Here is a 26,938-nt window from a genome sequence, read left to right as displayed (position 1 = left end):
ATCTCCTTTAGTGATGAAATGGTTTTCCTGAGAAAATATAAAATCCGAAACATACGAAATGGAATGTGATGACGATGGCTAAAAAGGCCGTAAAACGATTGGCGGGCAGCCATTTGTATTTCTTATTCCATTTCTCAAAAAAGTTATACCCGGTCATTAATACGGCGTGGTACAGGCCGTATACAATATATTGCAGGGCGAGTCCGTGCCAGACGCCCATCAGCATGAACAGCAGGAAATACCCGATGTTCGAGACGGCCATCCGGTTCTTTATCCATTTTTTCTTTGTCATCCAGAAAACAAAGCGCATAAATACGTAGTCTCTGAACCAGAAGGATAAGGACATGTGCCAGCGGTTCCAGAAGTCTTTAATGTTTTTGCTGATAAACGGTTTATTAAAGTTTTCCGGAGATTTGATACCCATGATATAGCTTACACCGACGGCAAACATTGTGTAACCCGCAAAATCAAAAAACAGGTACAAGCTGTATCCGTACATGTACAGCACATTACCCCACAGTTTGCTGTGGGTGATATGAGACAGATTCATAATGAAATACGTGTTAATCGCATATCCGATAATGAATTTGTATAAGAAACCGATAAAAATTTTATGAATGCCGGTATACAGTAAATCAGCGTATTCTCCCTTTGTCCATACTTTCTGTTCGTCCTTGGCAAATCTGCGGTATCTGTCGATCGGACCGGAAGAAATGGTCGGGAAAAACATAATAAAGTACAAAAGGCGGTGAAGCGGCATTTTTTCTTTAATCAGTCCGTCTCTCGTTTCCATGATCAGCTGGACGCCTTTAAATGTCAAATAAGAAATTCCTAAGAAACTGATCAGGTTATGAACCGGGTGATGAGGCGCCGGCGGAAAGAAAAACGGCCATAATTTAGATAAAAACAGGGGTAAAATGGACGCGATTACGGCCATACTGAAGACAAAGCCGCTGTTGGCTTTCAGTCTGTAAGCGAGATAACCCCTGATTAAAAGCACCTGCCACAGCGTAAAGATACATAGTGCGATCACGCCGTGCAGATCATGCGCGAAAATCAAAGCCAATACGATGATGGATATAAACATGTTGTATCCTTGGAATCTCTTGCCGTTCAGCCCTAAAATAATCGTCGGCAAAAGAAGGATTCCAAGTAAGATAAAGAAGAAAAACGAGCTGTAAGGCGTCATACAAGAACCTCTTCGCCAATGCGTTTACGGTCGATTTTTCCGTTCGCAGTCATTTGAATGTGATCCTGATAAATGAATTTTCTCGGAATCATGTAGGCCGGAAGCGAAGCGGCCAGTTCTTTCTTAATGGCGCTTGTCAGCTGGAATTCTTTTTCAAAATCGTGTTTTTCAGGCACGATGGCGGCAATTAAATATTCGACAGGTCCGTTAGGCTGATACGGGATGACAACCGCCGTGCGCACATATTGAGACTGCCTTACATGTACTTCGATTTCCTCGAGCTCCATGCGGTAGCCGTGAAGCTTAATCTGGAAATCAAGACGTCCTTGGCAGAAAATCTGACCATCCTGAACATAACCGGCATCACCCGTGTGATATGCCCACTGGCCGTCGATCGGGAAAAACGCTTTTTCCGTCAGAGAAGGCTCTCCGAGATAGCCTTTGCTCACGCTCGGGCCCGCGATGATGATTTCCCCTTTTTCTCCGTCCGGAAGCTTATTCCCGTTTTCATCCATGATGAAGATATCCATATCGGGTTTTGCAAAACCGACAGGCAGAGATTCATGTTCATCGATGATCTGCTGTGTAATTTCAACGGAGGTGACGGCAACCGTTGTTTCAGTCGGGCCGTATGTATTGAATACACGGGCCTTCGGAAAACGGTTTAACAGCTCCTGTGCCACGGCAGCCGGAAGCGCTTCTCCGCAAAACATAAATACTTCTGCCTCAGGCAGGAGCTCCTGCGTAAAGCCGGGGTCCATCAGACACATTTGGACGAAAGACGGCGTCGATGTCCAGACGTTCAGTTTGGATTTCTCCAGTTCTTCAAATAGTACTTTCGGTTTATTGATTTTGTCTTTCGTTACGCAATGCAGCGTACCTCCCGTTTGAAGCGACGGGAAAATGTCCATGACAGATAAATCAAAAGAAAACGGAGCTTGGTTTAAGAAAGTCTTACCCTCGCCCACAGGAAAATCCCTGCAGATCCAGTCAGTGAAGCTTTGCAGGTTATCAGCCGATATCTGCACGCCCTTCGGATTTCCCGTGCTGCCGGACGTGTAAATAATGTAAAACGTATCCAGATCTTTTACCCAGTTCTCACGGCTGAGGTCTGCATCTCCGTCAGCTGCAAGCTCTTCGGGCGTAACGGTTTTAATCAGATTGCTTCCCGTATCGACTGCATCGCCTGATACGCTGATAAGCAGCTCTGCGCCTGAGCTTTCAATGATTTTGACGATCCGCTCCGCCGGAATGGAAACATCGACAGGGATGTAAGGGCGGCCCGCTTTGACGCTTCCTAAGAAAGAAACGATCATATTCGGCTCCATATGTCCGTAAACCAGGACAGGCGCTTTCGAACCGTCAGCTGTATGTTTTTGAATGCCGGACGCAACCCGCTCCGACAAATCCCATAATTCCCCGTAAGTGAGGGAATGATCTAAGGAACGAAACGCTTCGGCCTGCGGCTTGGCGTCTGCGTATGTTTTTATAGCATCAAGTAGTTTCATAGTTATCCTCCCCGATTAGAAATCGTTGTAAATATAAGTGCCGGTATTCGCTGTATGAAATCCATACATCCAAAAAAGCAATACTAATATCAGAAAATAAAAGCCCGTATGAAACGTCCATTTGATCAATGTATTTTCATAAGCACGTTTTAATTTTTGCATCATATTCAAAATTCCTTCCCCGCGTATTCAATAATTACACCAGTATATGACGATTAGATTAACAAAAAGTTTCAAAATATGTCTAATATCCTAAGCTTAAAATTTCCTTAAAAATGAATGAGAAACAAAAGGATGGAAAACACGCATGTATAAATTGGCAAATGATCATACTAAAAAGGCGCTGTTCAGGCGGGATTTTTAACTTATCGTAAATATAAACGAGGTAAAAAAATTTTGGCGGCTTTTTCTTAAGCAGGCTTGTGCCGAACCCCAATGGAGAAGGGCGAAAAGCCGTTTCCGGCAGGATAGCCGATAAAGCGCCGCATCTTGTGAAATGAGGAAGAAATTATTATGATAGATAAGGTAGCAGAAACGTGAAAACCCCAATTCAACACTACTGTTATCGGCTGACTGTGAAAGCCTTTTAATAGAAAGGAAGAGGAAAATGAATCAAAACAATATGGGGGGCAGCCAAAAGACGCCCGAGAAAGAAAGCATGGGCCGCATTTTGTGGCAGCTAACCCGCCCTCATACATTGACGGCATCGTTTGTGCCCGTACTTCTCGGCACCGTACTGGCGATGTTTTACGTAAAGGTTGATTTCCTGCTGTTTTTGGCCATGCTGTTTTCCTGCCTTTGGATCCAGATCGCCACGAACTTATTCAATGAATATTACGATTTTAAACGCGGTTTAGATACGGAGGATTCCGTCGGTATCGGCGGAGCGATCGTCCGCCACGGCATGAAGCCGAAAACAATTCTGCAGCTGGCGCTCGGCTCTTATGCGATTGCCCTCGTGCTCGGTGTTTATATCTGCATGAGCAGCAGCTGGTGGCTTGCGGCTATCGGCCTTGCCGGCATGCTGATCGGCTATCTGTATACGGGCGGCCCGCTGCCGATTGCGTATACACCGTTCGGGGAACTGTTCTCCGGCATTTGCATGGGCTCTGTATTTGTCCTTATTTCTTTCTTCATTCAGACAGGCAGAATTAATGAACAGAGCATTTTGATTTCTATCCCGATCGCCATCTTGGTCGGAGCGATTAACCTGTCCAACAATATCCGTGATATTGAGGAAGATAAAAAGGGCGGACGTAAAACGCTGGCCATTTTGATGGGGCATAGAGGGGCCGTCATGATACTGGCCGCATCATTTGCCATCGCTTACATCTGGATCGTCGGTCTTGTCATCATGGGTTACACAAGCCCGTGGCTGTTCCTGGTCTTCCTGAGCGTGCCGAAACCCGTTCAGGCCGTGAAAGGCTTTGTGAAAAACGAAATGCCGATGAACATGATTATTGCGATGAAATCAACGGCGCAAACCAATACATTCTTCGGATTCCTGCTTTCAATCGGACTCCTGATCAGTTATTTCCGCTGATCAAATGAAAGGCAAATGTCATAACCGGCATTTGCTTTTTTTTATGACATAATCTTCACGATTTTGTAAAGAACCTGACTGAGGACTGACACGTCTTATATACGGACAGCAAAGCAAGGAGATGAAAAAAATGGACTTGTCAACAGCCCATATGGATGATTTGAAAACGGTCATGGAAGATTGGAAAAATGAATTATTAGTTTATAAATTCGCTTTAGATGAGCTGGATACGAAGTTTTCTATCATCAGCCAGGAATATAATCTGATTCACGGGCATAACCCGATCGAGCATACAAAATCACGCGTAAAAAGTTTCGAGAGTATCGTCAATAAACTGATGCGCAAAGGCTGCGATGTGACGACGCAGGAAATGAAAGAGCATATTCATGATATTGCGGGTGTCAGGATTATCTGTTCCTTTATTTCCGATATTTATAATGTCGCTGAGGTTTTGAAGCAGCATAAGGACCTGAAGATCGTAAAGGTGAAGGATTATATCAAACATCCGAAGCCGAACGGCTACCGCAGCCTGCATTTGATTATTGAAATTCCCGTTTATTTGACGAATCGTGTGGAATATGTGAAGGCGGAAATTCAAATCCGCACCATTGCCATGGATTTTTGGGCGAGCCTTGAACATAAAATTTATTACAAATTAAATAACGAAGTCCCAAAGCATCTGACCGACGAGCTGAAGGAAGCGGCGGACATCGCCCATTATTTAGACGAAAAGATGCTTGGGATTAAGAAAGAAGTCGATTAAACGATTGACGCATCACAAACAGCCGGACCGCTTTTATGTGCAGTCCGGCTGTTTATTTATCCAATGACGCTCACCGTTTTTCGCTGTCGACCTTGATCGTCTTGCCTCCGTTCACATAGACCTCGCAGCTAAGATCATTTTCTTTCCTCACCCCAAACAAAGAAGAAAGATATCAAATCGCAAACAGCACATTCCCGCAGAAAAAATGTGTAAGATTGAGGTTTACTTTTAAAAAAAAGGGAAAGACATTTGTACAACAAAAAGGGAGATGAATATCAGTGGGAAAGAATGAAACAATGCATATCGTATCATGTGCCGATGATCATTATGCTCGTCATTTGGGTGGGATGTTCGCTTCTTTATTGATGAATATGGATAAAACAAGGGATGCCAAATTATATGTGATCGACGGCGGAATTACTGCCGAAAACAAGGACAAGCTTGAACAGACCGCGATGTCATTCGGGACGCCGCTTGAATTTTTAGAAGTAGACGCTGATCAATACAAGCATGCAGTCGAAAGCAGCCACATTACAAAAGCGGCTTATTACCGCATTTCCATCCCTGATTTAATTAAGGATGAGTCCGTCAAGCGGATGATTTACATTGATTGCGATGCAATTGTGATGGAAGATATTTCGGTTTTATGGGATTTGGATATTTCCCCGGCAATAGTTGCGGCGGTAGAAGACGCAGGACAGCATGAAAGACTGAAAAAAATGAATATCAGCGACACTGCCAAGTATTTTAATTCCGGCATTATGATTATAGATTTCGAACCTTGGAGAAAACAAAATATTTCCGAAAAGGTGATTGATTTTATCAACGAAAACAGCTCGGAGGATTTTCTCGTGTTCCATGATCAGGACGCGCTTAACGCGATCTTATATGATCAATGGCATGAACTGCATCCGCGCTGGAACGCGCAGACGCATATTATCATGAATGAGAAAACGCCTCCTGAACTGATCGACCGTATACGTTACAGAGAAACACGTGCCGAACCGGCCATCGTCCATTTCTGCGGCAGCGACAAGCCTTGGAATACAGGCACCTCGCACCCGTATCGTGATCATTATTTCCGATATATGTCCTTTACGAAATGGAACACGATCGACCGCCCGGCCATGAACCAATAGGCAGGTGTGATGAAAACGCTTGTGAAGCCGTTATCCGGCTCATAAGCGTTTTTTTTATTATTTCACCCGAATCGCACGCACGCGTTTTTGCAGGCCGGTCTTTTCGGCAGACGGCTTCAATCGGCTGACTGCTGTTTGCGCCGCTGATTTTGCTTTTTTCGTCTTGGTTTTTTCCGCCGCTTTTACTTTGTCTCCAGCCTGCTGCCGGTTGAGTTTATCTTTTATCCGGCCAAGCCGTTTTTCCAGAGCGGTTTTTTCTTTTCCCGGCTGGATTTCGCTGACTGCTTTTTGAGCTTTTGCGGTGTTGGCCTCAGAGGTCTTTTTTTCCGCCTGCTTGACGCTGGCCTCAGCTGTTTTCAAAAGGCTTGAGTTGACAGCGTTAAGCCGCTTTTGCAGTCCTTTTTTCTCTGAACCGGCCGGTAATTTGCGAATGGCGCTTTGTGCGGCATTGACGGCGGTTTTTTTCTTTTGTTTTTCGGCAGTCCGGACTTTGTCTCTTGCGTCCGTCACATTTCTTGCCGTCTGAACTTTATTGATCCGGGACTCGAGAGCGGTTTTTCCCTTTGACTTGGACAGCTTGCTGACGGCCGTTTTTGCTTGATTGATATCTGCCTGTTTTTTGGTCTTTTCCGCTTTTATTACGGCCCGTTCGGCAAAGCTCTTTTGCTTTACGTGATATTGCACCAGGCCGTACCCAAATCGGCTGTCACGTCCGGGAGCGCCCAGATCCTTGACGTTTTGCTGCATCTGCTGCCGGAGCTGTGTATTTGTTTCCTCCGGATATTTCTGCCTGAGCAGCGCGAACATGCCGGTGACGTGTGGTGCGGCTTGAGATGTGCCGTCAGCCGTGGCGTACATTTGATTCAGATACGTGCTCGTAATATTGGTGCCGGGTGCGGCAAATTCAATTTGTTTTCCGGTCGTGGAAAAAGCCGCGAGCCCGTTTTTTTCAGTTGACGCTGAGACTGCCGTTACGCTGCTGTAGGCGCCCGGATAATTGACGGGTTTTTTGTTGCCGTCGTTTCCTGCGGCGGCTACGATCACGATTCCTTTTTTGTATGCTTTGTCTACGGCGTCGTGAAGAATTTTGCTGTCTGCGTTAGTTCCGAGACTCATATTGATGATGTCCATTTTGTTGGCGATCGACCAGTCGATCGCTTTAAGCAGGCTTTTAAGATCCCCTGCACCCTTTCTGTCTAATGCTTTAACCGCATATAACCGGACATCCGGCGCGATGCCGTCAATGCCGTATCCGTCATGTTTGGCCGCAATGATTCCGGCGACATGCGTCCCGTGTCCGTTGTCATCTTTGTATGAGGAAGTATAGCTGACTGCGGAATAGCCTCCGGCAATGGAAAGGTCATCATGAGGGTAAATGCCGCTGTCAATGACAGCCACTTTCACCTTTTTCCCCGTCAAGCCTTCTTTCCACGCCTGCTTGACCTGAGTCGGTTCTATATCCCATTGCGGCAGCGCGTAACTGCTGCTTTGGACCGCTGATAACGGGCGGATATCAGAACCGCCTGCTGCCTGAAAGGATACATTGTCTTCTACATATAAGATGTCAGGGTCCTGTTTCAGGTCTTTCACCGTTTGTGAATCGGCTGACACGGCGACTGCCGGGAGATGCTGATAGGTCTGTTCCACATCCGCTCCGCTGTCTATGGCGGATTCCTTGCCGTTTTGATTTTTGTACACCACGATAACGTCCCGGTCGTGCGTCTCGGCGTGCGCGGGCGCCGCGGCGGAGAACAGGCTGACGCACAAGGCCGCGGCCATTATCGGTTTCAGGGTGTGATACATTGCAATTCCCCCTTTTTCTTTATATATCGGCAGTGCGGAATTCTTTTTTTCCTGAGGGATAAGGAAAATTTCTGTATGCAAATGTAAGCGTTTCCAAAATATGATGGAGAAAATGCTTTAAGACATCTGCGCAATGAACTCAAAAAGGGGGTTTTTGATAAATGAGTACGTTCAATCGGGTCATGGAAGAAAAAATCATGCCTGTCGCCGGAAAAGTCGCCGGTCAAAGGCACTTAAGAGCTTTGCGGGACGGCATTATTTTGACTATGCCGCTTATCATCATCGGATCGGTTTTTCTGATTCTGACGAGTCTTCCGATTCCCGGTTATGCCGATTTTATGGCTGGTCTTTTCGGTGAAAATTGGGTTGAAAAGCTCGGGTATCCCGTGAATGCGTCCTTTGACATTATGGCGCTTGTCGCCGCCTTTGGGATTGCTTACCGGCTTGCGGAAAGCTATGAGGTGGATGCCCTGTCGTCGGGAGCCATTGCCCTTGCCGCCTTTTTATTGGCGACGCCGTATCAGATTCCGTTTATTCCTGACGGCTCGGCAACAGAGATTATGGTGGGAGGCGGCATTCCGATTTCGCTGCTCGGAAGCAAAGGTCTGTTTGTCGCGATGATCATTGCAATGCTGTCTACGGAAGTGTACCGGTTTATCATACAAAGAAATATCGTTATTAAGATGCCTGACGGAGTGCCGCCTGCGGTCAGCAAATCGTTCGTTGCGCTCATCCCCGGTTTCATTGTTATTACGCTTGTATGGCTGGCCCGTCTGTTTATTGAAATAACTCCTTTTAAAAGCCTCCACAATGTCGTAGGCGATCTGCTGGGCACCCCGCTGTCTATTCTGGGCGGGAGTCTCGGCGGAAGTCTTATCGCCGAATTCGTGCAAATGCTGCTTTGGTCGTGCGGCATACACGGCGCGTCCATTATCGGCGGCGTCATGTCGCCGATCTGGTACGGGGCGATGGACGCCAACCGTTTGGCTTTTCAGGCGGGAGAGGCGCTGCCGAGCATTTTTACGACACAGTTCTTTCAAATATGGATTAATGTCGGCGGAAGCGGAGCGACGCTTGCCCTTGTGCTGACCATGCTTGTGCGCTCCAGAAGCAAACAGATGAAACAGCTCGGCCGTCTCGGCATCGGGCCCGCGATTTTTAACATTAACGAACCGATTATTTTCGGGATGCCGCTCGTCATGAATCCGCTGTTAATCGTGCCCTTTATCATTGCGCCGCTCTTGACCATTACGGCGACGTACATCGGGATGATCACGGGGATGGTGGCAAAACCGGCGGGAATCGCCGTGCCGTGGACGATGCCGCCGCTGATTTCCGGTTATTTGGCGACGGGCGGGAAAATCTCCGGTTCGGTCATGCAGCTGATCAATCTCCTGATTACATTTATCATCTATTATCCGTTTTTCCGAATTTGGGATCTTCAAAAATGGAGAGAGGAGCGGGCGGCGGAACAGAACGCCACTGAAGAAACATAAAAAAAACGGGCGCTTTCGCCCGTTTTTTTTTAACGCTGGAAAAATTCGATCCATTCGCCGTCAGGTCCTTCAATGTAAAAGTAGCGGTACCCGTTCGGAAGCGTCGTGATTTCTTCATCGATAAATACGGCGCCCTGACGCTTCGCATGCGTGAACTCCGCCGCGATATCTTCAGTTAATAAAGCGACATGATGCACTTTTCCTTCTGCGGGAAGCTCGCTGCTGTAGCCCTGGATCAGCTCAATTTCTGTCTCCGGCCCTTCCTGAAAGCCGAGAAAGGCAAGTTCAATAATGCCGTTCGTATGAGTGATACGATCCTTTAACTGCATACCGAGAACGTCTTGATAAAAGGCGATGGATGTTTCAATATCTTTGACCATAATGCCTGTATGGTCGATTCTTTTGGCTGTCATGGTTTTCCCCCTGTTTTGAATTTTTCGGGACAATGCGGTGTTGATCATGTTTTATGGTACGATAAGAGAAAGCAAAACGAAAGAGGAATGCACAATGAAGCTACTTACAGTGAAAGATACATTTGCCGGAAAGCTGAAAAAAGGATTCCCCCTGATTGAAAAAGACGCTCTGTCCGGAAGCTCGGCTCACTTAACAGAGGGCGATCTTTTTGATGTGACATCCGAGAAGGGTGAGTTTATCGGAAAAGGCTATTACGGCTTGCAGAATAAAGGAGTCGGCTGGGTGCTGTCCCGCGCGAGAGATGAACGGATCGACGGACGTTTCTTTCTGGACAAGCTGAAAAAAGCGGCTGAAGCGAGAGCCCATCTGTTTAAGGCGCCCGATACGACGGCGTTCCGGCTTTTCAACGGTGAGGGCGACGGCATCGGCGGCGTCACGATTGACTTTTATGACGGTTATCTGCTGATTCAATGGTACAGTAAAGGCATTTACGCTTATAAGGACAGCATGATTGAGGCGATTGACGGACTGGAGCTTTCTTATAAAGCGATCTATGAAAAGAAACGATTCGATACGGCCGGGCAATACGTGGAAGACGACGATTTTGTCAAAGGCGAAAGAGGAGATTTTCCGGTCATTGTTCAAGAAAACGGCATACAGTACGCGGTGGATTTAAACGACGGGGCGATGACGGGCATTTTCTTAGACCAGCGTCATGTGCGCAAAGCGATTCGGGATAAGTATGCAAACGGCAGACGGGTGCTGAATACGTTCTCTTATACGGGGGCATTTTCCGTTGCGGCGGCGCTTGGAGGAGCTGAGAAAACGACCAGCGTCGATGTCGCCAACCGCAGTCTCGCAAAAACGATTGAACAGTTCAGCGCCAACGGAATTGATTATGAGGCGCATGACATTAAAGTCATGGATGTTTTCAAATACTTCGGCTATGCGGAGAAAAAAGGGCTGGAGTTTGACCTCATCATCCTTGATCCGCCTTCTTTCGCCCGCACAAAAAAACGGACGTTCAGCGCGGCGAAAGATTATAAAAACCTGCTGAAGGAAACGATCGCCATCACTGCAAAAAACGGCATCATCGTCGCTTCGACAAACAGCAGCGCCTTCAATATGAAGAAATTTAAAGGTTTTATAGAGACCGCCTTTAAAGAAACAAATGAGCGTTACGACATTTTGGAAGAATATACGCTTCCGGAAGATTTCAAAACGATTCCCGCGTTTAAAGAAGGGAATTATTTGAAGGTTGTTTTCTTGCGGAAAAAATAGGATGATCATTTATAGCGTGGAAAGAGGGGAAAAGAAAACCCTCTTCCATCGCTTTAATACGGGATAAAATAATCTTCATTCTTAAAGAAACAACCCGCTATTACTTAGTATCTCATCTGTGCCAAGTAAAGTGGCCTCACTAATCCCCACATTGTTGGCTTTCATGAAGGATTGCACCGCTTGGTAGCCAACCGCATAACCGGCAAACGGTGATAAGCCGACAGGCTGATAACCTTGTTCGGCTGCAAAGGTGTCACCAAACATGTAACTGCTGACCTCAGCAAACCCTTTCACATTTAATGAGTCTTTGATAATTTCTTTTGAGTATTCTAAGTCTTCTTTTTCAAAAGAAGTAACCCAGGGACCTAATAGAGCTTCTCCGTAAAGTTCTTTGGCAAACGATTCTGCCAGCCCCTCTATAATTAAGTAATCACCAACCGTTACGTTCCCATAGTCCCAATTGAAATACGAAAAACGAATATTATGATGAAATTCATGTGCAATTACAGCAGGCAGTCTCGGTATGTTATATGAATTGGGGAATATTGAAACTTGAATAAATCCCGGAATTCCTCCGAATCCACAATACCCTCTATGTAATTCAAGCTTTTTTTGATTGGCCAGATACATCCCAAACCTTATTTCATCAGCATTTATTTTTAAGCGGTTTTGTTTGATAAATTCTACACAATGAGTTAAAGTGCCATATGCAATTTGAAGAGCTTGAATTTCTTTTAGATTCTCTAATGCTTTTCTTCCGGTTTCCGTATCAAATATGCTCAGATAGCCCAGCATATTTGCAGCCATGATTACATCATATCCGTTAGGCTGCTTTGCCTTTAAGGGAACATTAATCTTTTTCCACATATCTTCAAAAGGTTTCATCATTGAATACCGATAATAATCTTCTCTATTTTCAATCATTGAAAATAATGTTTCGTATTGCCCAATTGTATCCTCGATAATGATTTTAATGGGTACCACCCTTTTTTTGATGATCTATATAAATTGTAATGGCATCACTCATGAGCTTCGCCAGCCCTTCACCATACCGGTCGATGTTCTTAGTGAAGCGTTTATCTTCAATATAGAGTTGACCTAATCCGTAAAAGGCATCAAAAGAATATTCACCAAAATTTTCATTGAGAAAATCAAACCACTCTTTGATAGCTGTTTGTACGTCTGGGGACTTGGGAGATTGGTTAATAAGGAGTGCAAATTTATTGAACATTGCAGTCCACTTATCAGATAAATCTTTTTGCTCACCATCAGTCATGCTTTTCAATCTAATATTTACCTTATCGACAGGTTGATCACCCCACCGTTTGCGAGCTTCTTGCTCATAAAGATTATGATTGAAGTTCATTCCCTCAAACCGCTCTTTGTTCGTCATGCAAATCTCTCCCATCATATGTTTGATTGATTTATCGATGGTTTCAATCATCTTATCGACTCTATTCCGTTTATCAATCAACATTTTCTTTTGTAAAATTAATGCCTCCCTTCGATTAAATGAAGGACTATTAATGATGTCTTTAATCTCTTTTAAGGAGAAATCGAGCTCCTTGAAAAATAGTATCTGCTGCAGCTGTTCAAGATTTTCTTCAGAATAAAGCCGATAACCGGAATCGGTCGTTTCCTGAGGAGTCAATAATCCAATTTGATCGTAATGATGGAGAGTACGTATGCTTACTCCAATCAGTTCAGCTACTTCTTTTACTTTCATACCCATCACGGTTGCCGCCTCCTTAATGGCTACTCTAAAGTATTACGCAGCGTAAGAGTCAATAGTTGGTTAAAGATTTTTTGTATATAAAGGGGAACATATGAGGATTTCATTGCTGAAATTAAAGAAAAAAAGCCGGGCGTGAAGCTCCGGCTTTTTTCTATTCAATAATGTGCTGCACCCGGCCGATTCGCCCGTCTTCAAGGCGGACCTTAATGCCGCGCGGGTGGAAGCTTGAGTTCGTCAAAATATCCTTCACGATTCCTCTTGTCAGCTTTCCTGAACGCTGATCGGCTTTCAGGACGATATCGACTTCAAGTCCTTTTCTGATGCTGCTTCGCTGCTGGCCGTTCATATGACACATCCGTTCTTCAGTCTTTTCACTTCATATCTTATCATATCGTGTTTTCGTCTTTTTATGAAGGACAGACGAATCAATCCTTCATAGCAAATAAAAAAAGACCGCTCTGTAAGGAGCAGTCTTTTATGACATAAACGAAAGCAAAATCGGGGCCGCGCACAGCGTCATAATTGCGGCGAGAATCATGGACACGCTTGAGATCGTTCCTGATACGGAGCTGAGCTCAAATGCTTTAGATGTTCCCGCTCCGTGCGCGCTGGTTCCGAGCAGCACGCCCCGGGCAATTTCGTTATCAATGCGGAAATAGCGGATGACCATCGGCCCGATGATCGTTCCCAATAAAGCCGTTAAAATGACGAAAACCGCTGTAACGGCCGGCATCCCGCCGATCATTTCTGAAACGTTCATGGCAATCGGCGTCGTCACGGATCGCGGCACGAGACTGTCGACTAAGCTGCTGCCGAGATGGAACCATTTGGCGATAAAGGCCGTTGACAGAATGGCGATACATGAACCGACCGCTACGTTCAAAATAATTTCCACGGCGTATTTCTTTAAAATCGGGAAATATTTATAAAGCGGGATAGCGAACGCCACTGTTGCCGGCTGAAGCATATCGGTCAGCAGTCCGCCGCCGAGATTGTATGTCTGATACGGGACATTGACAAGAAGCAGCAGTACGACCAAAACAGCGGGCGTAATCAGAAGCGGCGACGTATACACCCGCGGAAAACGAATGTAGAGTTTTTTCGCGCCCAAATATACTAAGACAGTTAAGAATAAACTTATGATTCCGATGAACACGTTTGTTTTTTCTCCTTTCTTTTTGCTATCAGCTGTGTAAGCGTACCTGTTGAAACCATCACGACAAATGTGCTGATGACGACGACAAGTAAAATGCTTACGCCGAATTTAGACATAATATCTCCGTATTCAATCACTCCGACGGCAGACGGGATGAAAAACAGCAGCAGCTCACCGAGGAGCCATGCTGCGCCAAGCTCAATCCATTCAAGTTTGATAATCTTGAAATGCAATAATGTGAAAAGGATCACAATCCCGATTATACTGCCGGGAATATTTATATGAAGAGCCGCCGTGACCCAATTGATCAGACGCGCAAATATAAACAGCAGAGCGATTTGAATAACGGTAAGCAGCAATTTTTTCATAATGATGCCTCCCTTATATTTATATTGTACAGAAGGTTTTGCTATAGGTAAAATACATATAAAGAATAATGTGTATTCCTTTTGTCTATAGAAAGGATGAAATGTAATGGATATCCGGCACTTAACGTATTTTTTGGAAGTGGCCCGTTTGAAAAGCTTTACGAAGGCTTCACAGTCGCTGTATGTTTCACAGCCGACAATCTCAAAGATGATTAAAAACCTGGAGACGGAGCTCGGCATAAAGCTGTTTTACCGCAATGGCCGGCAAGTTGAACTGACTGACGCCGGGCAGAGCATGTATGTGCAGGCGCAGGAAATCACAAAGTCATTCCAAAACCTGACGTCAGAGCTGAACGATATTATGGAAGTGAAGAAAGGGCACGTCCGCATCGGTCTTCCGCCGATGATCGGGTCCGGCTTTTTCCCGAGAGTGCTCGGAGACTTCCGCGTCACATATCCCGATGTGACGTTTCAGCTTGTTGAGGACGGCTCTATTAAAGTGCAGCAAGGAGTGGAGGACGGCTCGCTTGATATCGGGGTCGTCGTGCTTCCCGCGAATGAAGAGATTTTTCATACGTTCACAATCGTCAAGGAAACCCTTATGCTCGTCGTCCATCCGTCACATCGGCTCGCTGACGAGAAAGAATGCAGTCTTCACGAATTGAAAGAAGAGCCGTTCATATTTTTCAGGGAGGATTTTGTCCTTCATAATCGAATTATGACGGAATGCGTGAAAGCCGGATTCAGGCCGCACGTCATTTATGAAACGTCACAGTGGGACTTTATCAGCGAAATGGTATCCGCCAATCTCGGTATCGGCCTGCTGCCGGAAAGAATCTGCCGCGGTCTTGATCCTGACAAAGTCAGAACCATTCCGCTCGTTCATCCGGTTATTCCGTGGCATTTAGCCATCATTTGGCGGAAAGACCGCTATATGTCCTTTGCCGCCAGAGCCTGGCTGGAGCATACGAAATCGTATTTATGGAATCCGAAAAAGAGAAAAAAGGATGATTAAGCATGGACGCACAAACCGCAGCTCAACACTTGAGTAAAGTGCGGGATCAAAACCCGCTCGTTCACAGTATCACCAATAATGTCGTCACGAACTTCACCGCTAACGGACTGCTCGCGCTCGGCGCATCGCCCGTTATGGCTTATGCAATTGAGGAGGCCGCCGACATGGCGAAAATCGCAGGAGCGCTCGTCCTGAATATAGGCACCCTCAATTCGGCGTCGGTTGAAGCTATGATCGCAGCCGGAAAATCGGCCAATGAAAACGGTGTTCCGGTCATTTTTGATCCGGTAGGCGCAGGCGCCACGCCGTTTCGGACGGCATCAGCCCGCAAGATCATACAGGAGGTCCGCTTGTCCGCCATTCGCGGAAATGCCGCGGAAATCGCCAATATTGCCGGCGCCCCTGATTGGAAGATAAAAGGCGTGGATGCGGGGGAAGCCGGAGGAGATGTGGTTCAGCTCGCTAAGACGGCTGCAAGCGGGCTGAAGACGGTCATTGCGATTACCGGAAAAACCGACGTCATCTCCGACGGCGCCGACACATACGCCGTACATAACGGTGATAAACTGCTGACGAAGGTGACGGGGGCGGGATGCCTGCTGACATCTGTAATCGGAGCCTTCTGCGCAGCGGAGCAGGACGTTCTGCAAGCGGCCGTTTCAGCCGTTTCTGTATACGGAAGCGCCGCTCAGCTTGCCGCTTTGGACACCTCCCAAAAGGGGCCGGGCAGCTTCCAGATTGAGCTTTTAAACAAGCTGGCAAGCATCTCAGAACAAGAAGCGGCCGAGCTTGCTGCAATTGAAAGGGTGACAGAAAAATGACGCGTATTTCTCGGGAAATGATGAAGGATATGTTATCGGTTTATTTTATTATGGGATCAAACAATACAAGCGCAGACCCCGTTTCTGTGGTGAAAAAAGCCATTGAGGGCGGCGCTACGCTTTTTCAATTTCGGGAAAAGGGGAGCGGTTCTTTAACAGGGGATGAACGTGTCCTGTTCGCGAAGCAGGTGCAGGATGTCTGCAGGCAGGCCGGGATTCCTTTCATCATTAATGATGATGTCGAATTGGCCTTGCGCCTTCAGGCGGACGGAGTGCATATCGGACAGGATGACGCAGACGCCGAAGAAACGAGAGCGGCAATCGGCGATATGATTCTCGGTGTGTCAGCACATAACGTCTCCGAGGTGAAGCGGGCGGAAGCCGCCGGAGCCGATTACGTCGGAATGGGCCCGGTCTATCCGACCGAAACAAAAAAAGATGCTGAAGCTGTGCAGGGCGTTACATTGATTGAAGAGGTGCGGCGTCAGGGCATCAGCATTCCGATTGTAGGAATCGGCGGCATTACGGCTGACAACGCGGCGCCCGTCATTGTAGCGGGTGCAGACGGCGTCAGCATGATCAGCGCCATCAGCCAAGCCGAAGATCCAAAAGCGGCGGCGCGCAAGTTTTCAGAGGAAATTCGGCACTCCAAAGCAGGGCTGTCCCGATAGGGCGGCCCTTTTTCTGTGTGCGCAAAAAGGCAGTGACGGACTTGGAGAATATAAGCCGTATGTCAAGAACAGGGCAATCAGCTTGCAATATCGACCGAAGTGTTTGACGGCTCTATCGCCTTGCTCAAAGTGATGCCTGAACCAATCACCGCCGGCGCCGAAGGCTTAAAAGCACTCTATGAACCAGTAAAAAGCGCGCAGTGAGAGATCATTTCGAGGTCACGGAAAAACTTGATGCGGAATTCAGCGAATTTGAAGTTTTGATGTCGAAATACAAAACGTGCGATCAATCGTATACGTCTTGTGATACATTAAGTACAGATCAAATCAGGGAGATAAGCACGAAGCTGACGGCCCTTTCTGAAACCATGTCGAAGATTGCCGATGTGCTTTAAAAGGAGTTAAGACACAGCATGAGCGATGAACAAAACAAGGAAAAACAGATCCACAGACGGGATGTCCTGAAGTGGGGCGCCGTCGCGGGCGCCGCCGTTGCTGTCGGAGCGAGCGGCCTCGGAGGACTCGCGCCGCTCTTCAAACCGGCGGCCACCGCTTCAAAGAAGAATGATGAAAAACGTGATCGTGATCAAATCGTTCCTTTTTACGGAAAGCACCAAGCGGGAATCACAACGGCGCATCAGACGTATGTGTATTTTGCAGCGCTTGATGTCATGTCAAGCGACAAAGCCGATGTCATCTCCCTTTTCAAACAATGGACAAGCCTGACGCAGCTGCTGACTTCAGGCGCCGTCCCGTCGGGCGAACAGAAAAATAAATATATGCCTCCGCAGGATACCGGGGAGTCGCAGGATCTGGCCCCGGCGAATTTGACCGTTACCTTCGGCTTCGGCCCCGGGTTTTTCGAGAAAGACGGGAAGGACCGCTTCGGACTGAAAGATAAAAAACCGAAGCACCTCGCCGATATTCCACCGATGCCTAACGACAAGCTCGATAAGAAACAAGGCGGCGGTGATATCGTCATACAGGTCTGCGCGGATAATGAACAAACGGCGTTTCACGCGGTGCGCAACCTGATGAAACAGGCAGCAGGCGTGTGCGAAGTCCGCTTTCTCAATAAAGGTTTCTTAAGCGGCGGGAAAAACGGGGAAACGCCGCGCAACCTCTTCGGATTCAAAGACGGCACCGGCAACCAAAGCACAAAGGATGAAAACCTGATGAATTCGATCGTTTGGGTTCAATCAGGTGAGCCGGACTGGATGACGGGCGGCACGTACATGGCGTTTAGGAAAATTAAGATGTTTTTAGATATATGGGACCGTTCATCCTTGAAGGAACAAGAGGACACGTTCGGGCGGGTGAAAAGCTCGGGCGCGCCTTTCGGACAAAAAAAGGAAACCGATCCCGTGAAGCTGAATCAAATTCCCGCCGACTCGCATGTCAGCGTGGCAAAATCAACCGGCAGACAGATTCTGCGCCGGGCATTTTCCTATACGGACGGAATTGATCCGAAGACGGGCTATGTTGACGCAGGCCTGCTGTTTATCTGTTTTCAAAAAGACCCGGACCGCCAATTTGTCCCGATGCTGAAGGCTTTGGCGGCAAAGGATGCACTGAATGAATACACACAAACGATCGGCTCTTCCTTATTCGCCTGTCCCGGCGGCTGTAAAAAAGGAGAATATATCGCCCAAAGGCTGCTGGAATCGTGACACCTTTCATATGGAGGGTGTTTTTTAAAAAACACTTGTAACTATATATGTTACAACTTAAAATGAAAAGGAAAGGAGACTTACAATGACACTGCAGATTAAAGTATATTCTGATTATGTATGTCCGTTTTGCTTTGTCGGCAAAGCGGCGTTTGAAGAAGCAATCAAGGACAAGGACGTACAGGTGGAATGGATGCCGTTTGAATTGCGTCCGAGCCCCTCGCCGAAACTTGATCCGGTGAATGATCCCGCCAAGCGGCAGATGTGGAAAAACTCCATTGAGCCGATGGCGCAGTCTTTAGGCGTTGAAATCACGTTCCCCCGCGTGTCACCGCATCCTTACACGGATTTGGCATTTGAAGGCTTTCATTTCGCAAAGGAACATGGGAAAGGAAGCGAATACCATACACGCGTTTTTCAGGCGTTCTTTCAGGAAGAACAAAATATCGGTGACGTTGGCGTGCTGACAAAGCTTGCGGAAGAAGCCGGACTTGACGGCGCTGCCTTCAAAGAGGCGCTTGAGACAAGAGCGTACAGACACGTACAGCGGGAAGCGCTCCGCCATGCTTATGAGGAAGCCGGCATTACGGCAGTGCCGACGTTTATCATCGGCGATGAGAGAATCCCTGGCGCGGCGGGGAAGGAAACCTTTGAACAAATCATTGAGCGGGAACTGAATAAACGTTAACCCGAAAAAAGCCCTCTCGATCAGCGAGAGGGCTTTGCCATATAGTGTTTGACAAATGTTTGTCTGTCCGCTTCATAAGCCGCGGCGTCAAATGAGTCGCCGCAAAAATGAAGGCACCAAGGGTCTTTTTGGCAGGCGACGCCGACTTGATAGCCGTGTTTTTGAAATTCAAGCGACTGTGATGTGTCGTAAAAATGAAAGCCGCGAAACAAATCCTCCCGCCACTCCACGTCATATTGAGCCGCCATTAACAAGCCGTCAATGGCGTCAGCGGGCGTAAACAGTCCGTCTTCATCACCGTGCTCAAAGACCAGCGAATGATAAGCATTCCCCCGGTATTCAATCACTTTTCCCATCCGCTCTCCGCTTTCCCACCAAATGCCGTTCGGCGGCAGGGTTTTGCAGCCGGCGACACCGAGAAGGCCGAGCTCCTGATGAGATTGAAAGATATGAAGCATGTCATGAAGGAAATGCTGATGAATGATAAAGGTATCCTGATGCAGATAAATTTTATATTTGGAGGGGTGTCTCAGCGCTTTGTTGTAGGACGAGGCTATGCTTGCTGAATCGTATATCGGCATGATATCAACGGAGTATGAAGGGGGGACGGTAAGCTGCATGATATGGCTTTTGCACCGGGAGTACAGCGACTCGTCATTCACACAGACGACAAACAGAAATGAATGTGAATCCATTACATGCTCCTCTCGGCCTCAATCACATATTGATACGCCGATGCTTCTGTCATAAAGTCATGCCTTATGCCAAGCTGTACGCATACTTCGTGCAATGATGCGATGGCTTTGTGATAAGAGGGGTGATCAACGCGGATCGCCTCAATGCGTTTCACCTCATAGCCGGCGGCTTTAAATAATGAAAGCGTCTCTTCACGGGTAAAAAAACGCAGGTGGGTCTGATCCATTAATCCGGCGTCCCTGTAAGTCCATTTGCCGGCTAAAAGCTCCAGCACCACTGAGATGTGGCCGACATTCGGTATGCATGCAAGCACCGTGCCGTCTTTTTTTACATACGGGCGAAGCTTTTTCAGCACGGACCACGGGTCGATAAGATGCTCAAGAACGTCTCCGAACAGCATGCAGTCGAATTGTTCTGATTCGTACGGAAGAATGGCGGATTCAATGTCGCCGCAAAGCACGTGGCTCAATTTGCTTTCCGCCTTTTTTGCGGCTTCGGGATACGCTTCAATGCCGTAAACCGTTATTCCGCGGTGTTCGATCGCCGCTCCTAAATTGCCTGTGCCGCAGCCGACATCAAGCACTGTCCGCCAGTTTTCGTCTATTTTGTTCAATAAATAAGGATTCAGGCCTTCGTAGTAGTTCTGTTGTTTTTCATCATAATAGGGATTCGTATCCATCTGTGTATCACCTCATAAACGGGCATATACACAAGATATGCAGCGGGGGGATCTCATATCACCATGTTTGGCTGTTCAATTGCGGAATGCGGACGGGAATGGTTGTCCGGTATACGGTTTGTTCTCTGATTCCCCTCTTATTGCGGATGTTCCTTTGAAAACTCGGGTGCGGGCGGACTGTGGCAGGTCATATAGTAAAAGGATCCGCCTGTAATCTTACCGCTGGCGGATGGTGTTTTTCATTGGTGTTTTTTTCTTCACCGCTTTTTCAGTATTTAAGAAGCGCCTCACATCGTCAATGTGCAAACCCATGATTCTAGCCTCTTGAATTAACAATTGCCAATCTTGATCTATATCTTTCATTACATGAGTTTTCATAAGAACCTCCAATTGAAAAATTGATTTGCCCAGCTACAGCAGCCAATGTATAACAAATATCACACATAGTTGGCCGGTAATCCCAAATTGAAGATGAATTCACCTACCTATTCCCTAAGAAAATGACTGAAATAACCAAAATCCTTCAAGAATTCTTACGTATAATAATAAACAAATAAATACTGACTGGATAGTATGCAAATAAAAATAAATCATATGACCTATTAATATTTACCCTCAAAGCGTCGACTAGCATATTCTTTTTGCATAAAAAATACCGCAAAAGAATGATTCGGTGTAAGATAAAGTGAATGATCAAACAGCTGGGGTAAAAAATGAAAAAAAACAAATTTCAAATTAAGAGAGAAGAAACATTTGAAAGTTTTATTGACGCAGGCCTTCATCTCCTGATTGAAAGAGCTTACGATTCAGTCTCAATCGATGACATCAGTAAAGCGGCGGGTTTCAGCAAAGGTGCGTTTTACGTTCATTTTGAAAGCAAGGAAGATTTTCTGAAGCATTTGTTAGACAGGCGTCAGATTAAAAAAAGGATCATCACTGGCTATCTCGACGAATTAGAAAAGCAAACAGCGCGGCCGTTGACGCTTTGTGAAGCTGCGGCAAGCGCGGCCAGCCTGTTGATGCGGTTTGTAAACAGCAAGCCAGCCTGGAATGTTGTGTCTTTTGCCGTTCATATGCCTACTTACAAAGTCGTCAGTGAATATGAAGCTTATATCCGTCTTTATAAATTATGGATAGAAGAAAGCACCATGTACATAAATTGGCTCAAATCGAGGAATTTAATAGAAGACCATATAGATACCGAGCATACCGCTAACATGATGTGCGCGCTCATCGACGGGATAGTTAAGCAATCCAATGTGCTGGGAAGGCCGGTTACTTTCCGCAGCATGTTTGACGCGCTCTATGTTTTTGTCAGCGGAAGAAAATCGGGGTAACGTTCTTCTTGATTTGACAAAAGGTTTAGAAAAGTCTTTCAGAAAGCGAGGAACTGCTATGCGCTACAGAGAAATTATGATGTATATCATTATGGGGATATTCACGACCATCGTGAATATCGTCAGTTTTTACATTCTGACGTCGGCCTTTGAGATGGATTACAAGGCGGCGACCGTCGCTGCTTGGATTCTGTCCGTTCTATTTGCATATGTCACGAATAAACTGTATGTATTTCAGCAAAAGACCGCGGGGATGCGGAGTCTGATGAAAGAATTGACGGCCTTTTTCAGCGTGCGGGTATTGTCTCTCGCCATCGATCTCGCCATGATGATTCTTCTGGTCAGTCAATTTCATATGAACGAAACGTTGGCGAAAATCGCCGATAACGTCATTATCGTAGTCGTCAACTATGCGGCCAGCAAGTGGATTGTCTTCAGAAAAGCGAAAGAAGAGGGCGTGTCATAACGGTTTCTTTCCGCGCCCCGGGGGAAAGTGTAATGGTGAAAGGGGATGCGTATGAAGCACAAAATAAAGAAAGCGTTTGCTGATGTATTCGGGGAATCGGAGGACCTGCGCATTTTCTTTGCGCCCGGCAGAGTGAATCTCATCGGAGAGCATACGGATTATAACGGGGGCCACGTCTTTCCGTGCGCGCTGACGATCGGTACATATGCAGCCGTCCGGGAGAGAGGGGACAGGCTCGTCAGAATGTACTCTCATCAATTTAAGGAAGCGGGCATAAAGGAATGCAGTCTCGATGATATCCGTTATCAAAAAGAGGACGGGTGGGCCAACTATCCGAAAGGGGTCATGGCGGAATGTCTCGGCAGCGGTTTTTCCCTTCCGCACGGCTTCGATATTGTGTTCTGGGGAAACATCCCGAACGGCGCGGGGCTGTCATCTTCGGCTTCCATTGAACTTGTTACGGCGGTCATTCTCAAGGAATGCCATGAGCTTGAGGCGGATATGCTCGACTTGGTGAAGCTCGCTCAGACGGCGGAAAATTCCTTTATCGGCGTCAGCTGCGGAATAATGGATCAATTCGCCATCGGAATGGGAAAGAAACATCATGCGATTCTGCTGAATTGCGGGACGCTCAGCTTTGAATATACAAAACTCGGGCTGTCGGGGCTGTCGATCGTTATTGCAAATACCAATAAAAAACGAACGCTTGCAGACTCAGGCTATAATACGAGGCTCAAGGAGTGCGGGGAAGCGCTTTGTGATCTTCAGAAGCATCTTTCCGTTCAATCACTGGGAGAGCTGACCCCTTCCGCCTTTGACGCTCATGCGGAGCTGATTCAGAATGAAGTGAACAGACGCCGGGCGAAACACGCCGTCTATGAAAATCACCGCACAATAGAGGCAGCCGACATGTTCAGTAACAATCAGCTTCATCATATCGGTGAATTAATGAGGGATTCGCATCTCTCTTTACGCGATGACTACGAGGTGACGAGTCATGAGCTGGATACACTGGCTGAAGCGGCCTGGCGCCACGGCGGGGTGATCGGATCAAGGATGACGGGAGCCGGTTTCGGCGGCTGTACAGTCAGTATCGTCAAGGACGATGCGGTTTCGGATTTTATTGAAACGGCAGGAGCCCGCTATGAGGAAAAGACAGGGAGAAAAGCTGACTTTTACACGGCGGATGTCGGAGCCGGAGCGAGAGAACTAAAGGGGGATGACGATGGCAATTGAGCGGCACGCGGAACGTTTAATCCGGTACGGATTGCAAAAAGAGCTGATTTCCTATCTTGATATTGAATATACAAGAAACCGTTTATATGAAGCTTTGCATATCACCCATCCGGAAGTTTCAGAACAGAAAGAAAATGAATCGGCGGCATCATTGCCGGACATATTGGCCCCGATTTATGAATGGGCGGCAGAAACGGGCCGGATTGCAGCCGATACAGACACCTATCGCGACCTGCTGAGCGCGAAGATCATGGGCTGCTTTGCCCCGCAGCCGTCCGAGATTGTCCGTCGTTTTGAAGAAACAAAGGCGGTGCACGGGCCGGAGCAGGCGACAAAGGCGTTTTACCGGTTTTCAGAGGATGTGTATTATATCCGTTCGGACAGAATACAGCGGAATGTCGGGTGGACGGCTGAGACGGCTTACGGAAAGCTGGACATCACGATCAACCTTTCAAAACCGGAAAAAGATCCGAAAGCAATTGCCGCTGCCAAAGAGCAGCCGCAATCCGATTATCCGAGATGTGTTCTTTGTAAAGAAAATGTCGGGTACGAGGGGAGACCGGATCACCCGGCGCGTCAAAACCTTCGTGTCATTCCGGTGATTCTCGGCGATGAGCAGTGGTTTCTGCAATTTTCTCCGTATGTGTATTACCGGGAGCATTGCATCGTTTTGAAAGACCGGCACGAACCGATGAAGATCAGTAAAAAAACGTTTGACCGGCTGCTGTCGTTCGTCAGCCAGTATCCTCATTATTTTCTCGGTTCCAATGCTGATCTGCCGATTGTCGGCGGCAGTATTTTAAGCCACGACCATTTTCAGGGGGGCAATTATGAATTCCCGATGGCGAGGGCGGAGACAGAAAGCCGGTACAGGCTGTCTGACTATCCGAAAACGGTGTTGGGAATTGTGAAGTGGCCGATGTCGGTCATCCGCCTGCAAAGCGAGAGCGCGTCTGAGCTTTCCGGCGCGGCGGATGCCATCCTGCGGGCGTGGCGCGGTTATTCCGATGAGGCGGCTGATCTCCTCGCCTATTCAGGAGAAACACCGCACAATACAATTACGCCGATTGCCCGGCGGAAAAAAGGTTTATTCGAATTAGATCTCGTCCTCAGAAATAACCGCACCTCTGATGAGCATCCGCTGGGAATTTTTCATCCCCATCAGGAAGTTCATCACCTGAAAAAAGAAAATATCGGACTGATTGAGGTAATGGGGCTTGCGATTCTGCCGGGCCGCCTTGAACAAGAAATGAAATACACGGCTGAAGCGCTGTGCTCACCGGACCCGGAAGCGGTCTTAACGGCAGACCCTTCTGCGGCAGCGCATAAAGATTGGGCGCTCAGTGTGCTGCATAAGCGGAAGATAACGAAAGAAAACGCGGAACAGATTCTGAGAGAGGAAATCGGCCATGCCTTTGCGCGGATACTGGAGCATGCCGGCGTCTTTAAACAGACAGAAGAAGGCAGAGCGGCTTTCCGGCGGTTTATCCGCCATTTGGGCGCTCTACCGGAAAAAAGCCCCATCCCATAAGGGACGAGGCTTTTTTTTTATCCTCTGCTTCTGGCGATCAGGCTGAATAAGAATACCACGATCGCAGCTCCGATGATTGCCGGAATGATGGCAAAGCCGGCAAGGTGAGGACCCCATGTGCCGAGCAGTCCGTGCCCGATCCATGCGCCGATCAGACCAGCGATCATTGACCCGATGATTCCTCCGGGCATACTGCCTTTTACAAATAAACTTCCGATCCAGCCGATAATAATAGCGACAATCAGAGATACGATAAAACCCATAAATATCACTTCCTATTTTTTATTTATTTATGCCTATATGTTACCTTCGTTTTGTCCATATTAAACATATGAATGCGTTTTTTATAATGAACATATCAAGGCGCGTTCCGGTCTTTTTTTTCACAATGCGTTGCGTTAAAATGGAAACCGTGTGAAAAGGTGTGAGCAAAGGAAAAAATATTTCTTTTGTAGAATGTTTAACAAAATGAAACTTTTTGTTGACCAGCGTTTTTTATTATGGTAAACCTTTATTTGGTATTATTCGTTCTCACTATCTTTTTTCTCTATATATGCTAAATGATCTAAAACTTTTTATGTTTGATTTGCGCAAGTGGAAAAAGTTCATGCATTTTTTGACGATTTTGTGACATTAGGTCGAAAAAAAGATGAACTTTAGAAAAAAATAAAGCTAATAAGGGCAGATTTTGATAGCATAACAAGGTAGATAGAGAAAAGATTTTGAGAAAGTACATTTCAGATTCACTACATCAATAGGAAGGATGGTGATCTTCTTGTTCAGAGCATTTAAACCGTTACTTTTAATAGCGATGTTGGCTGTTGTTTTCGTACTGGGCGGATGCAGCGACATTTCCGTTTTAGATCCGAAAGGACCTGTAGCAGACCAGCAGAAAGATCTGATTCTCTTGTCAATCGGATTTATGCTGTTCATTGTCGGCGTCGTATTCGTACTATTTACAATCATTTTAGTGAAATACCGCGACCGCAAAGGCAAAGACAGCGGAAATTACAAGCCCGAGATGCACGGCAACACGTTCTTAGAAGTAGTCTGGACAGTGATCCCAATTTTAATTGTTATTGCACTTTCTGTGCCTACCGTACAGACGATATATTCGTTAGAAAAAGCGCCTGAAGCGACAAAGGATAAAGAGCCTCTTGTTGTTTATGCTACTTCGGTAGACTGGAAATGGGTATTCAGCTACCCAGAGCAGGATATTGAGACGGTTAACTACCTGAACATTCCTGTAGACCGTCCGGTTTTATTTAAAATTTCTTCAGCCGATTCAATGGCATCGCTATGGATTCCTCAGCTTGGGGGACAAAAATACGCGATGGCGGGAATGCTGATGGATCAATACTTACAGGCTGACAAAGTGGGAACATATGAAGGCCGCAACGCGAACTTCACCGGCGAACACTTTGCCGACCAGAAATTCAACGTAAAAGCTGTTACGCAAAAAGACTTTAACAGCTGGGTGAAAAAAGCCCAAAGCGATTCTCCAAAGCTGACGAAAGAGAAGTATGACGAACTGATGCTTCCGGAGAATGTCGGTAAATTAACGTTCTCTTCTACACACTTAAAATACGTTGACCACGGCCAAGATGCCGAATATGCGATGGAGGCGCGCAAACGCCTTGGCTACAAAGCCGTATCACCGCACTCTAAAACAGATCCGTGGGAAAATGTAAAGAAAAACGAATTTAAAGTATCCGACGATAAACAAGATTGAA

29 protein-coding genes and 1 pseudogene are annotated in these 26,938 nt (G+C 46.8%); 16 read left to right on the top strand and 14 right to left on the bottom strand.

The genetic code is table 11. The features are described 5' to 3' along the window. Positions 1–7: 7 nt before the first annotated feature. The 3 genes from dltB to SB847_RS14935 are packed head-to-tail and all read right to left on the bottom strand — an operon-like array spanning position 8 to position 2,862. Positions 8–1,189, bottom strand: a complete 1,182-nt coding sequence (gene dltB / locus SB847_RS14945) for a D-alanyl-lipoteichoic acid biosynthesis protein DltB (RefSeq protein WP_012118762.1) — start codon at positions 1,187–1,189, stop codon at positions 8–10. Then, on the bottom strand, positions 1,186–2,697 hold the full coding sequence (dltA, locus tag SB847_RS14940; protein ID WP_410564158.1) for a D-alanine--poly(phosphoribitol) ligase subunit DltA: 1,512 nt from the start codon (positions 2,695–2,697) through the stop codon (positions 1,186–1,188). Before dltA ends, dltB begins: the two co-directional genes overlap by 4 nt. A gap of 15 nt (positions 2,698–2,712) precedes the next feature. After that, positions 2,713–2,862, bottom strand: coding sequence for a teichoic acid D-Ala incorporation-associated protein DltX (locus tag SB847_RS14935; protein ID WP_003150882.1), 150 nt, complete (start codon positions 2,860–2,862; stop codon positions 2,713–2,715). Positions 2,863–3,304: 442 nt separating this feature from the next. Here SB847_RS14935 and SB847_RS14930 point away from each other — a divergent pair, with 442 nt between their 5' ends. The 3 genes from SB847_RS14930 (at position 3,305) to SB847_RS14920 (ending at position 6,142) form a co-directional block, all read left to right on the top strand. Beyond that, on the top strand, positions 3,305–4,240 hold the full coding sequence (locus SB847_RS14930; protein WP_003150884.1) for a 1,4-dihydroxy-2-naphthoate polyprenyltransferase: 936 nt from the start codon (positions 3,305–3,307) through the stop codon (positions 4,238–4,240). Positions 4,241–4,370: 130 nt separating this feature from the next. Continuing rightward, positions 4,371–5,003 carry a GTP pyrophosphokinase YwaC gene (gene ywaC / locus SB847_RS14925; protein WP_007407732.1) on the top strand — a complete coding sequence of 211 codons (633 nt, stop codon included), beginning with the start codon at positions 4,371–4,373 and terminating at the stop codon, positions 5,001–5,003. A 278-nt stretch (positions 5,004–5,281) separates the two neighbouring features. Beyond that, the gene (locus SB847_RS14920; RefSeq protein WP_007407730.1) at positions 5,282–6,142 is read left to right on the top strand and encodes a glycosyltransferase family 8 protein; all 861 of its coding nucleotides are present in this window, start codon (positions 5,282–5,284) and stop codon (positions 6,140–6,142) included. A gap of 57 nt (positions 6,143–6,199) precedes the next feature. Here SB847_RS14920 and SB847_RS14915 read toward each other — a convergent pair whose 3' ends face one another. Next, a complete protein-coding gene (locus SB847_RS14915; protein ID WP_410577982.1) occupies positions 6,200–7,945 on the bottom strand; it encodes a S8 family peptidase in 1,746 nt (581 codons plus the stop codon). Between the two features lie 161 nt (positions 7,946–8,106). On the opposite strand from SB847_RS14915, the gene celB reads away from it, so the two are divergent. Further along, positions 8,107–9,441 carry a PTS cellobiose transporter subunit IIC gene (gene celB / locus SB847_RS14910; protein WP_410577980.1) on the top strand — a complete coding sequence of 445 codons (1,335 nt, stop codon included), beginning with the start codon at positions 8,107–8,109 and terminating at the stop codon, positions 9,439–9,441. A gap of 29 nt (positions 9,442–9,470) precedes the next feature. Here the strand turns inward: celB and glxA are convergent, their stop codons facing one another. Further along, positions 9,471–9,854, bottom strand: a complete 384-nt coding sequence (gene glxA, locus SB847_RS14905) for a glyoxalase GlxA (protein WP_003150894.1) — start codon at positions 9,852–9,854, stop codon at positions 9,471–9,473. Positions 9,855–9,948: 94 nt separating this feature from the next. Between glxA and SB847_RS14900 the strand changes: the two genes are divergently transcribed. Then, positions 9,949–11,136: a class I SAM-dependent rRNA methyltransferase gene (locus tag SB847_RS14900; RefSeq protein ID WP_025650065.1), complete on the top strand. Its 1,188-nt coding sequence runs from the start codon at positions 9,949–9,951 to the stop codon at positions 11,134–11,136. 81 nt (positions 11,137–11,217) lie between these two features. Here the strand turns inward: SB847_RS14900 and SB847_RS14895 are convergent, their stop codons facing one another. The 5 genes from SB847_RS14895 to SB847_RS14875 all read right to left on the bottom strand — a co-directional run bounded on the left by SB847_RS14895 (position 11,218) and on the right by SB847_RS14875 (position 14,395). Then, positions 11,218–12,060 (bottom strand): DUF2268 domain-containing putative Zn-dependent protease, encoded by an 843-nt coding sequence (locus SB847_RS14895; RefSeq protein WP_410577977.1) that lies wholly within the window; start codon positions 12,058–12,060, stop codon positions 11,218–11,220. Between the two features lie 46 nt (positions 12,061–12,106). Beyond that, entirely contained in the window at positions 12,107–12,868 is a 762-nt protein-coding gene (locus SB847_RS14890) for a MerR family transcriptional regulator (protein WP_410578030.1), read from the bottom strand. A gap of 154 nt (positions 12,869–13,022) precedes the next feature. Next, positions 13,023–13,217 carry a YwbE family protein gene (locus SB847_RS14885; RefSeq protein WP_003150901.1) on the bottom strand — a complete coding sequence of 65 codons (195 nt, stop codon included), beginning with the start codon at positions 13,215–13,217 and terminating at the stop codon, positions 13,023–13,025. A 129-nt stretch (positions 13,218–13,346) separates the two neighbouring features. Beyond that, complete coding sequence (locus tag SB847_RS14880; protein WP_012118753.1) at positions 13,347–14,027, bottom strand: CidB/LrgB family autolysis modulator; 681 nt, start codon at positions 14,025–14,027, stop codon at positions 13,347–13,349. Then, positions 14,009–14,395 carry a CidA/LrgA family holin-like protein gene (locus SB847_RS14875; RefSeq protein ID WP_007407725.1) on the bottom strand — a complete coding sequence of 129 codons (387 nt, stop codon included), beginning with the start codon at positions 14,393–14,395 and terminating at the stop codon, positions 14,009–14,011. The genes SB847_RS14880 and SB847_RS14875 overlap by 19 nt, the downstream gene beginning before the upstream one ends. Positions 14,396–14,501: 106 nt before the next feature. Between SB847_RS14875 and cidR the strand changes: the two genes are divergently transcribed. The 6 genes and pseudogenes from cidR to SB847_RS14845 all read left to right on the top strand — a co-directional run bounded on the left by cidR (position 14,502) and on the right by SB847_RS14845 (position 19,260). Then, complete coding sequence (gene cidR, locus SB847_RS14870) at positions 14,502–15,410, top strand: cidABC operon transcriptional activator CidR (RefSeq protein ID WP_003150908.1); 909 nt, start codon at positions 14,502–14,504, stop codon at positions 15,408–15,410. 2 nt (positions 15,411–15,412) lie between these two features. Next, positions 15,413–16,231, top strand: a complete 819-nt coding sequence (thiM, locus tag SB847_RS14865) for a hydroxyethylthiazole kinase (RefSeq protein ID WP_410577974.1) — start codon at positions 15,413–15,415, stop codon at positions 16,229–16,231. Continuing rightward, the gene (gene thiE, locus SB847_RS14860) at positions 16,228–16,902 is read left to right on the top strand and encodes a thiamine phosphate synthase (RefSeq protein ID WP_410577973.1); all 675 of its coding nucleotides are present in this window, start codon (positions 16,228–16,230) and stop codon (positions 16,900–16,902) included. Before thiM ends, thiE begins: the two co-directional genes overlap by 4 nt. 75 nt (positions 16,903–16,977) lie before the next feature. After that, positions 16,978–17,297 (top strand): annotated as a pseudogene (locus SB847_RS14855) (Efem/EfeO family lipoprotein); the annotation flags it as partial. Positions 17,298–17,315: 18 nt separating this feature from the next. Beyond that, on the top strand, positions 17,316–18,572 hold the full coding sequence (efeB, locus tag SB847_RS14850) for an iron uptake transporter deferrochelatase/peroxidase subunit (protein WP_069007053.1): 1,257 nt from the start codon (positions 17,316–17,318) through the stop codon (positions 18,570–18,572). 85 nt (positions 18,573–18,657) lie between these two features. Continuing rightward, positions 18,658–19,260 (top strand): DsbA family oxidoreductase, encoded by a 603-nt coding sequence (locus tag SB847_RS14845; RefSeq protein ID WP_012118748.1) that lies wholly within the window; start codon positions 18,658–18,660, stop codon positions 19,258–19,260. 20 nt (positions 19,261–19,280) lie between these two features. On the opposite strand, the gene SB847_RS14840 is transcribed toward SB847_RS14845, so the two are convergent. From SB847_RS14840 to SB847_RS14830, 3 genes are all read right to left on the bottom strand, one after another. Further along, positions 19,281–19,955, bottom strand: coding sequence for a glycosyltransferase family protein (locus SB847_RS14840; protein ID WP_101670224.1), 675 nt, complete (start codon positions 19,953–19,955; stop codon positions 19,281–19,283). Further along, positions 19,955–20,635, bottom strand: coding sequence for a class I SAM-dependent methyltransferase (locus SB847_RS14835; RefSeq protein ID WP_088461844.1), 681 nt, complete (start codon positions 20,633–20,635; stop codon positions 19,955–19,957). The genes SB847_RS14840 and SB847_RS14835 overlap by 1 nt, the downstream gene beginning before the upstream one ends. Before the next feature lie 216 nt (positions 20,636–20,851). Then, a complete protein-coding gene (locus SB847_RS14830; protein WP_003150917.1) occupies positions 20,852–21,013 on the bottom strand; it encodes an anti-repressor SinI family protein in 162 nt (53 codons plus the stop codon). Between the two features lie 335 nt (positions 21,014–21,348). On the opposite strand from SB847_RS14830, the gene SB847_RS14825 reads away from it, so the two are divergent. The 4 genes from SB847_RS14825 (at position 21,349) to galT (ending at position 25,205) form a co-directional block, all read left to right on the top strand. Further along, a complete protein-coding gene (locus SB847_RS14825) occupies positions 21,349–21,972 on the top strand; it encodes a TetR/AcrR family transcriptional regulator (RefSeq protein ID WP_410577970.1) in 624 nt (207 codons plus the stop codon). Positions 21,973–22,051: 79 nt separating this feature from the next. Next, positions 22,052–22,438, top strand: a complete 387-nt coding sequence (locus SB847_RS14820; RefSeq protein ID WP_029325749.1) for a GtrA family protein — start codon at positions 22,052–22,054, stop codon at positions 22,436–22,438. A 51-nt stretch (positions 22,439–22,489) separates the two neighbouring features. Then, entirely contained in the window at positions 22,490–23,674 is a 1,185-nt protein-coding gene (locus SB847_RS14815) for a galactokinase (protein ID WP_044802422.1), read from the top strand. Beyond that, positions 23,664–25,205: a UDP-glucose--hexose-1-phosphate uridylyltransferase gene (gene galT / locus SB847_RS14810; protein ID WP_410577969.1), complete on the top strand. Its 1,542-nt coding sequence runs from the start codon at positions 23,664–23,666 to the stop codon at positions 25,203–25,205. The genes SB847_RS14815 and galT overlap by 11 nt, the downstream gene beginning before the upstream one ends. 17 nt (positions 25,206–25,222) lie before the next feature. Here galT and SB847_RS14805 read toward each other — a convergent pair whose 3' ends face one another. After that, positions 25,223–25,468 carry a GlsB/YeaQ/YmgE family stress response membrane protein gene (locus SB847_RS14805; RefSeq protein ID WP_003150926.1) on the bottom strand — a complete coding sequence of 82 codons (246 nt, stop codon included), beginning with the start codon at positions 25,466–25,468 and terminating at the stop codon, positions 25,223–25,225. 503 nt (positions 25,469–25,971) lie between these two features. Between SB847_RS14805 and qoxA the strand changes: the two genes are divergently transcribed. Beyond that, positions 25,972–26,937: a cytochrome aa3 quinol oxidase subunit II gene (qoxA, locus tag SB847_RS14800; RefSeq protein WP_087920812.1), complete on the top strand. Its 966-nt coding sequence runs from the start codon at positions 25,972–25,974 to the stop codon at positions 26,935–26,937. Position 26,938: the final 1 nt, after the last annotated feature.

Origin of the sequence: Bacillus sp. SIMBA_026, assembly GCF_046535335.1 — a bacterium.
GTDB lineage: Bacteria > Bacillota > Bacilli > Bacillales > Bacillaceae > Bacillus > Bacillus velezensis.
The sequence above is the reverse complement of the archived record's forward strand: the minus strand, read 5'-3'. Positions and strand labels throughout refer to the sequence as shown.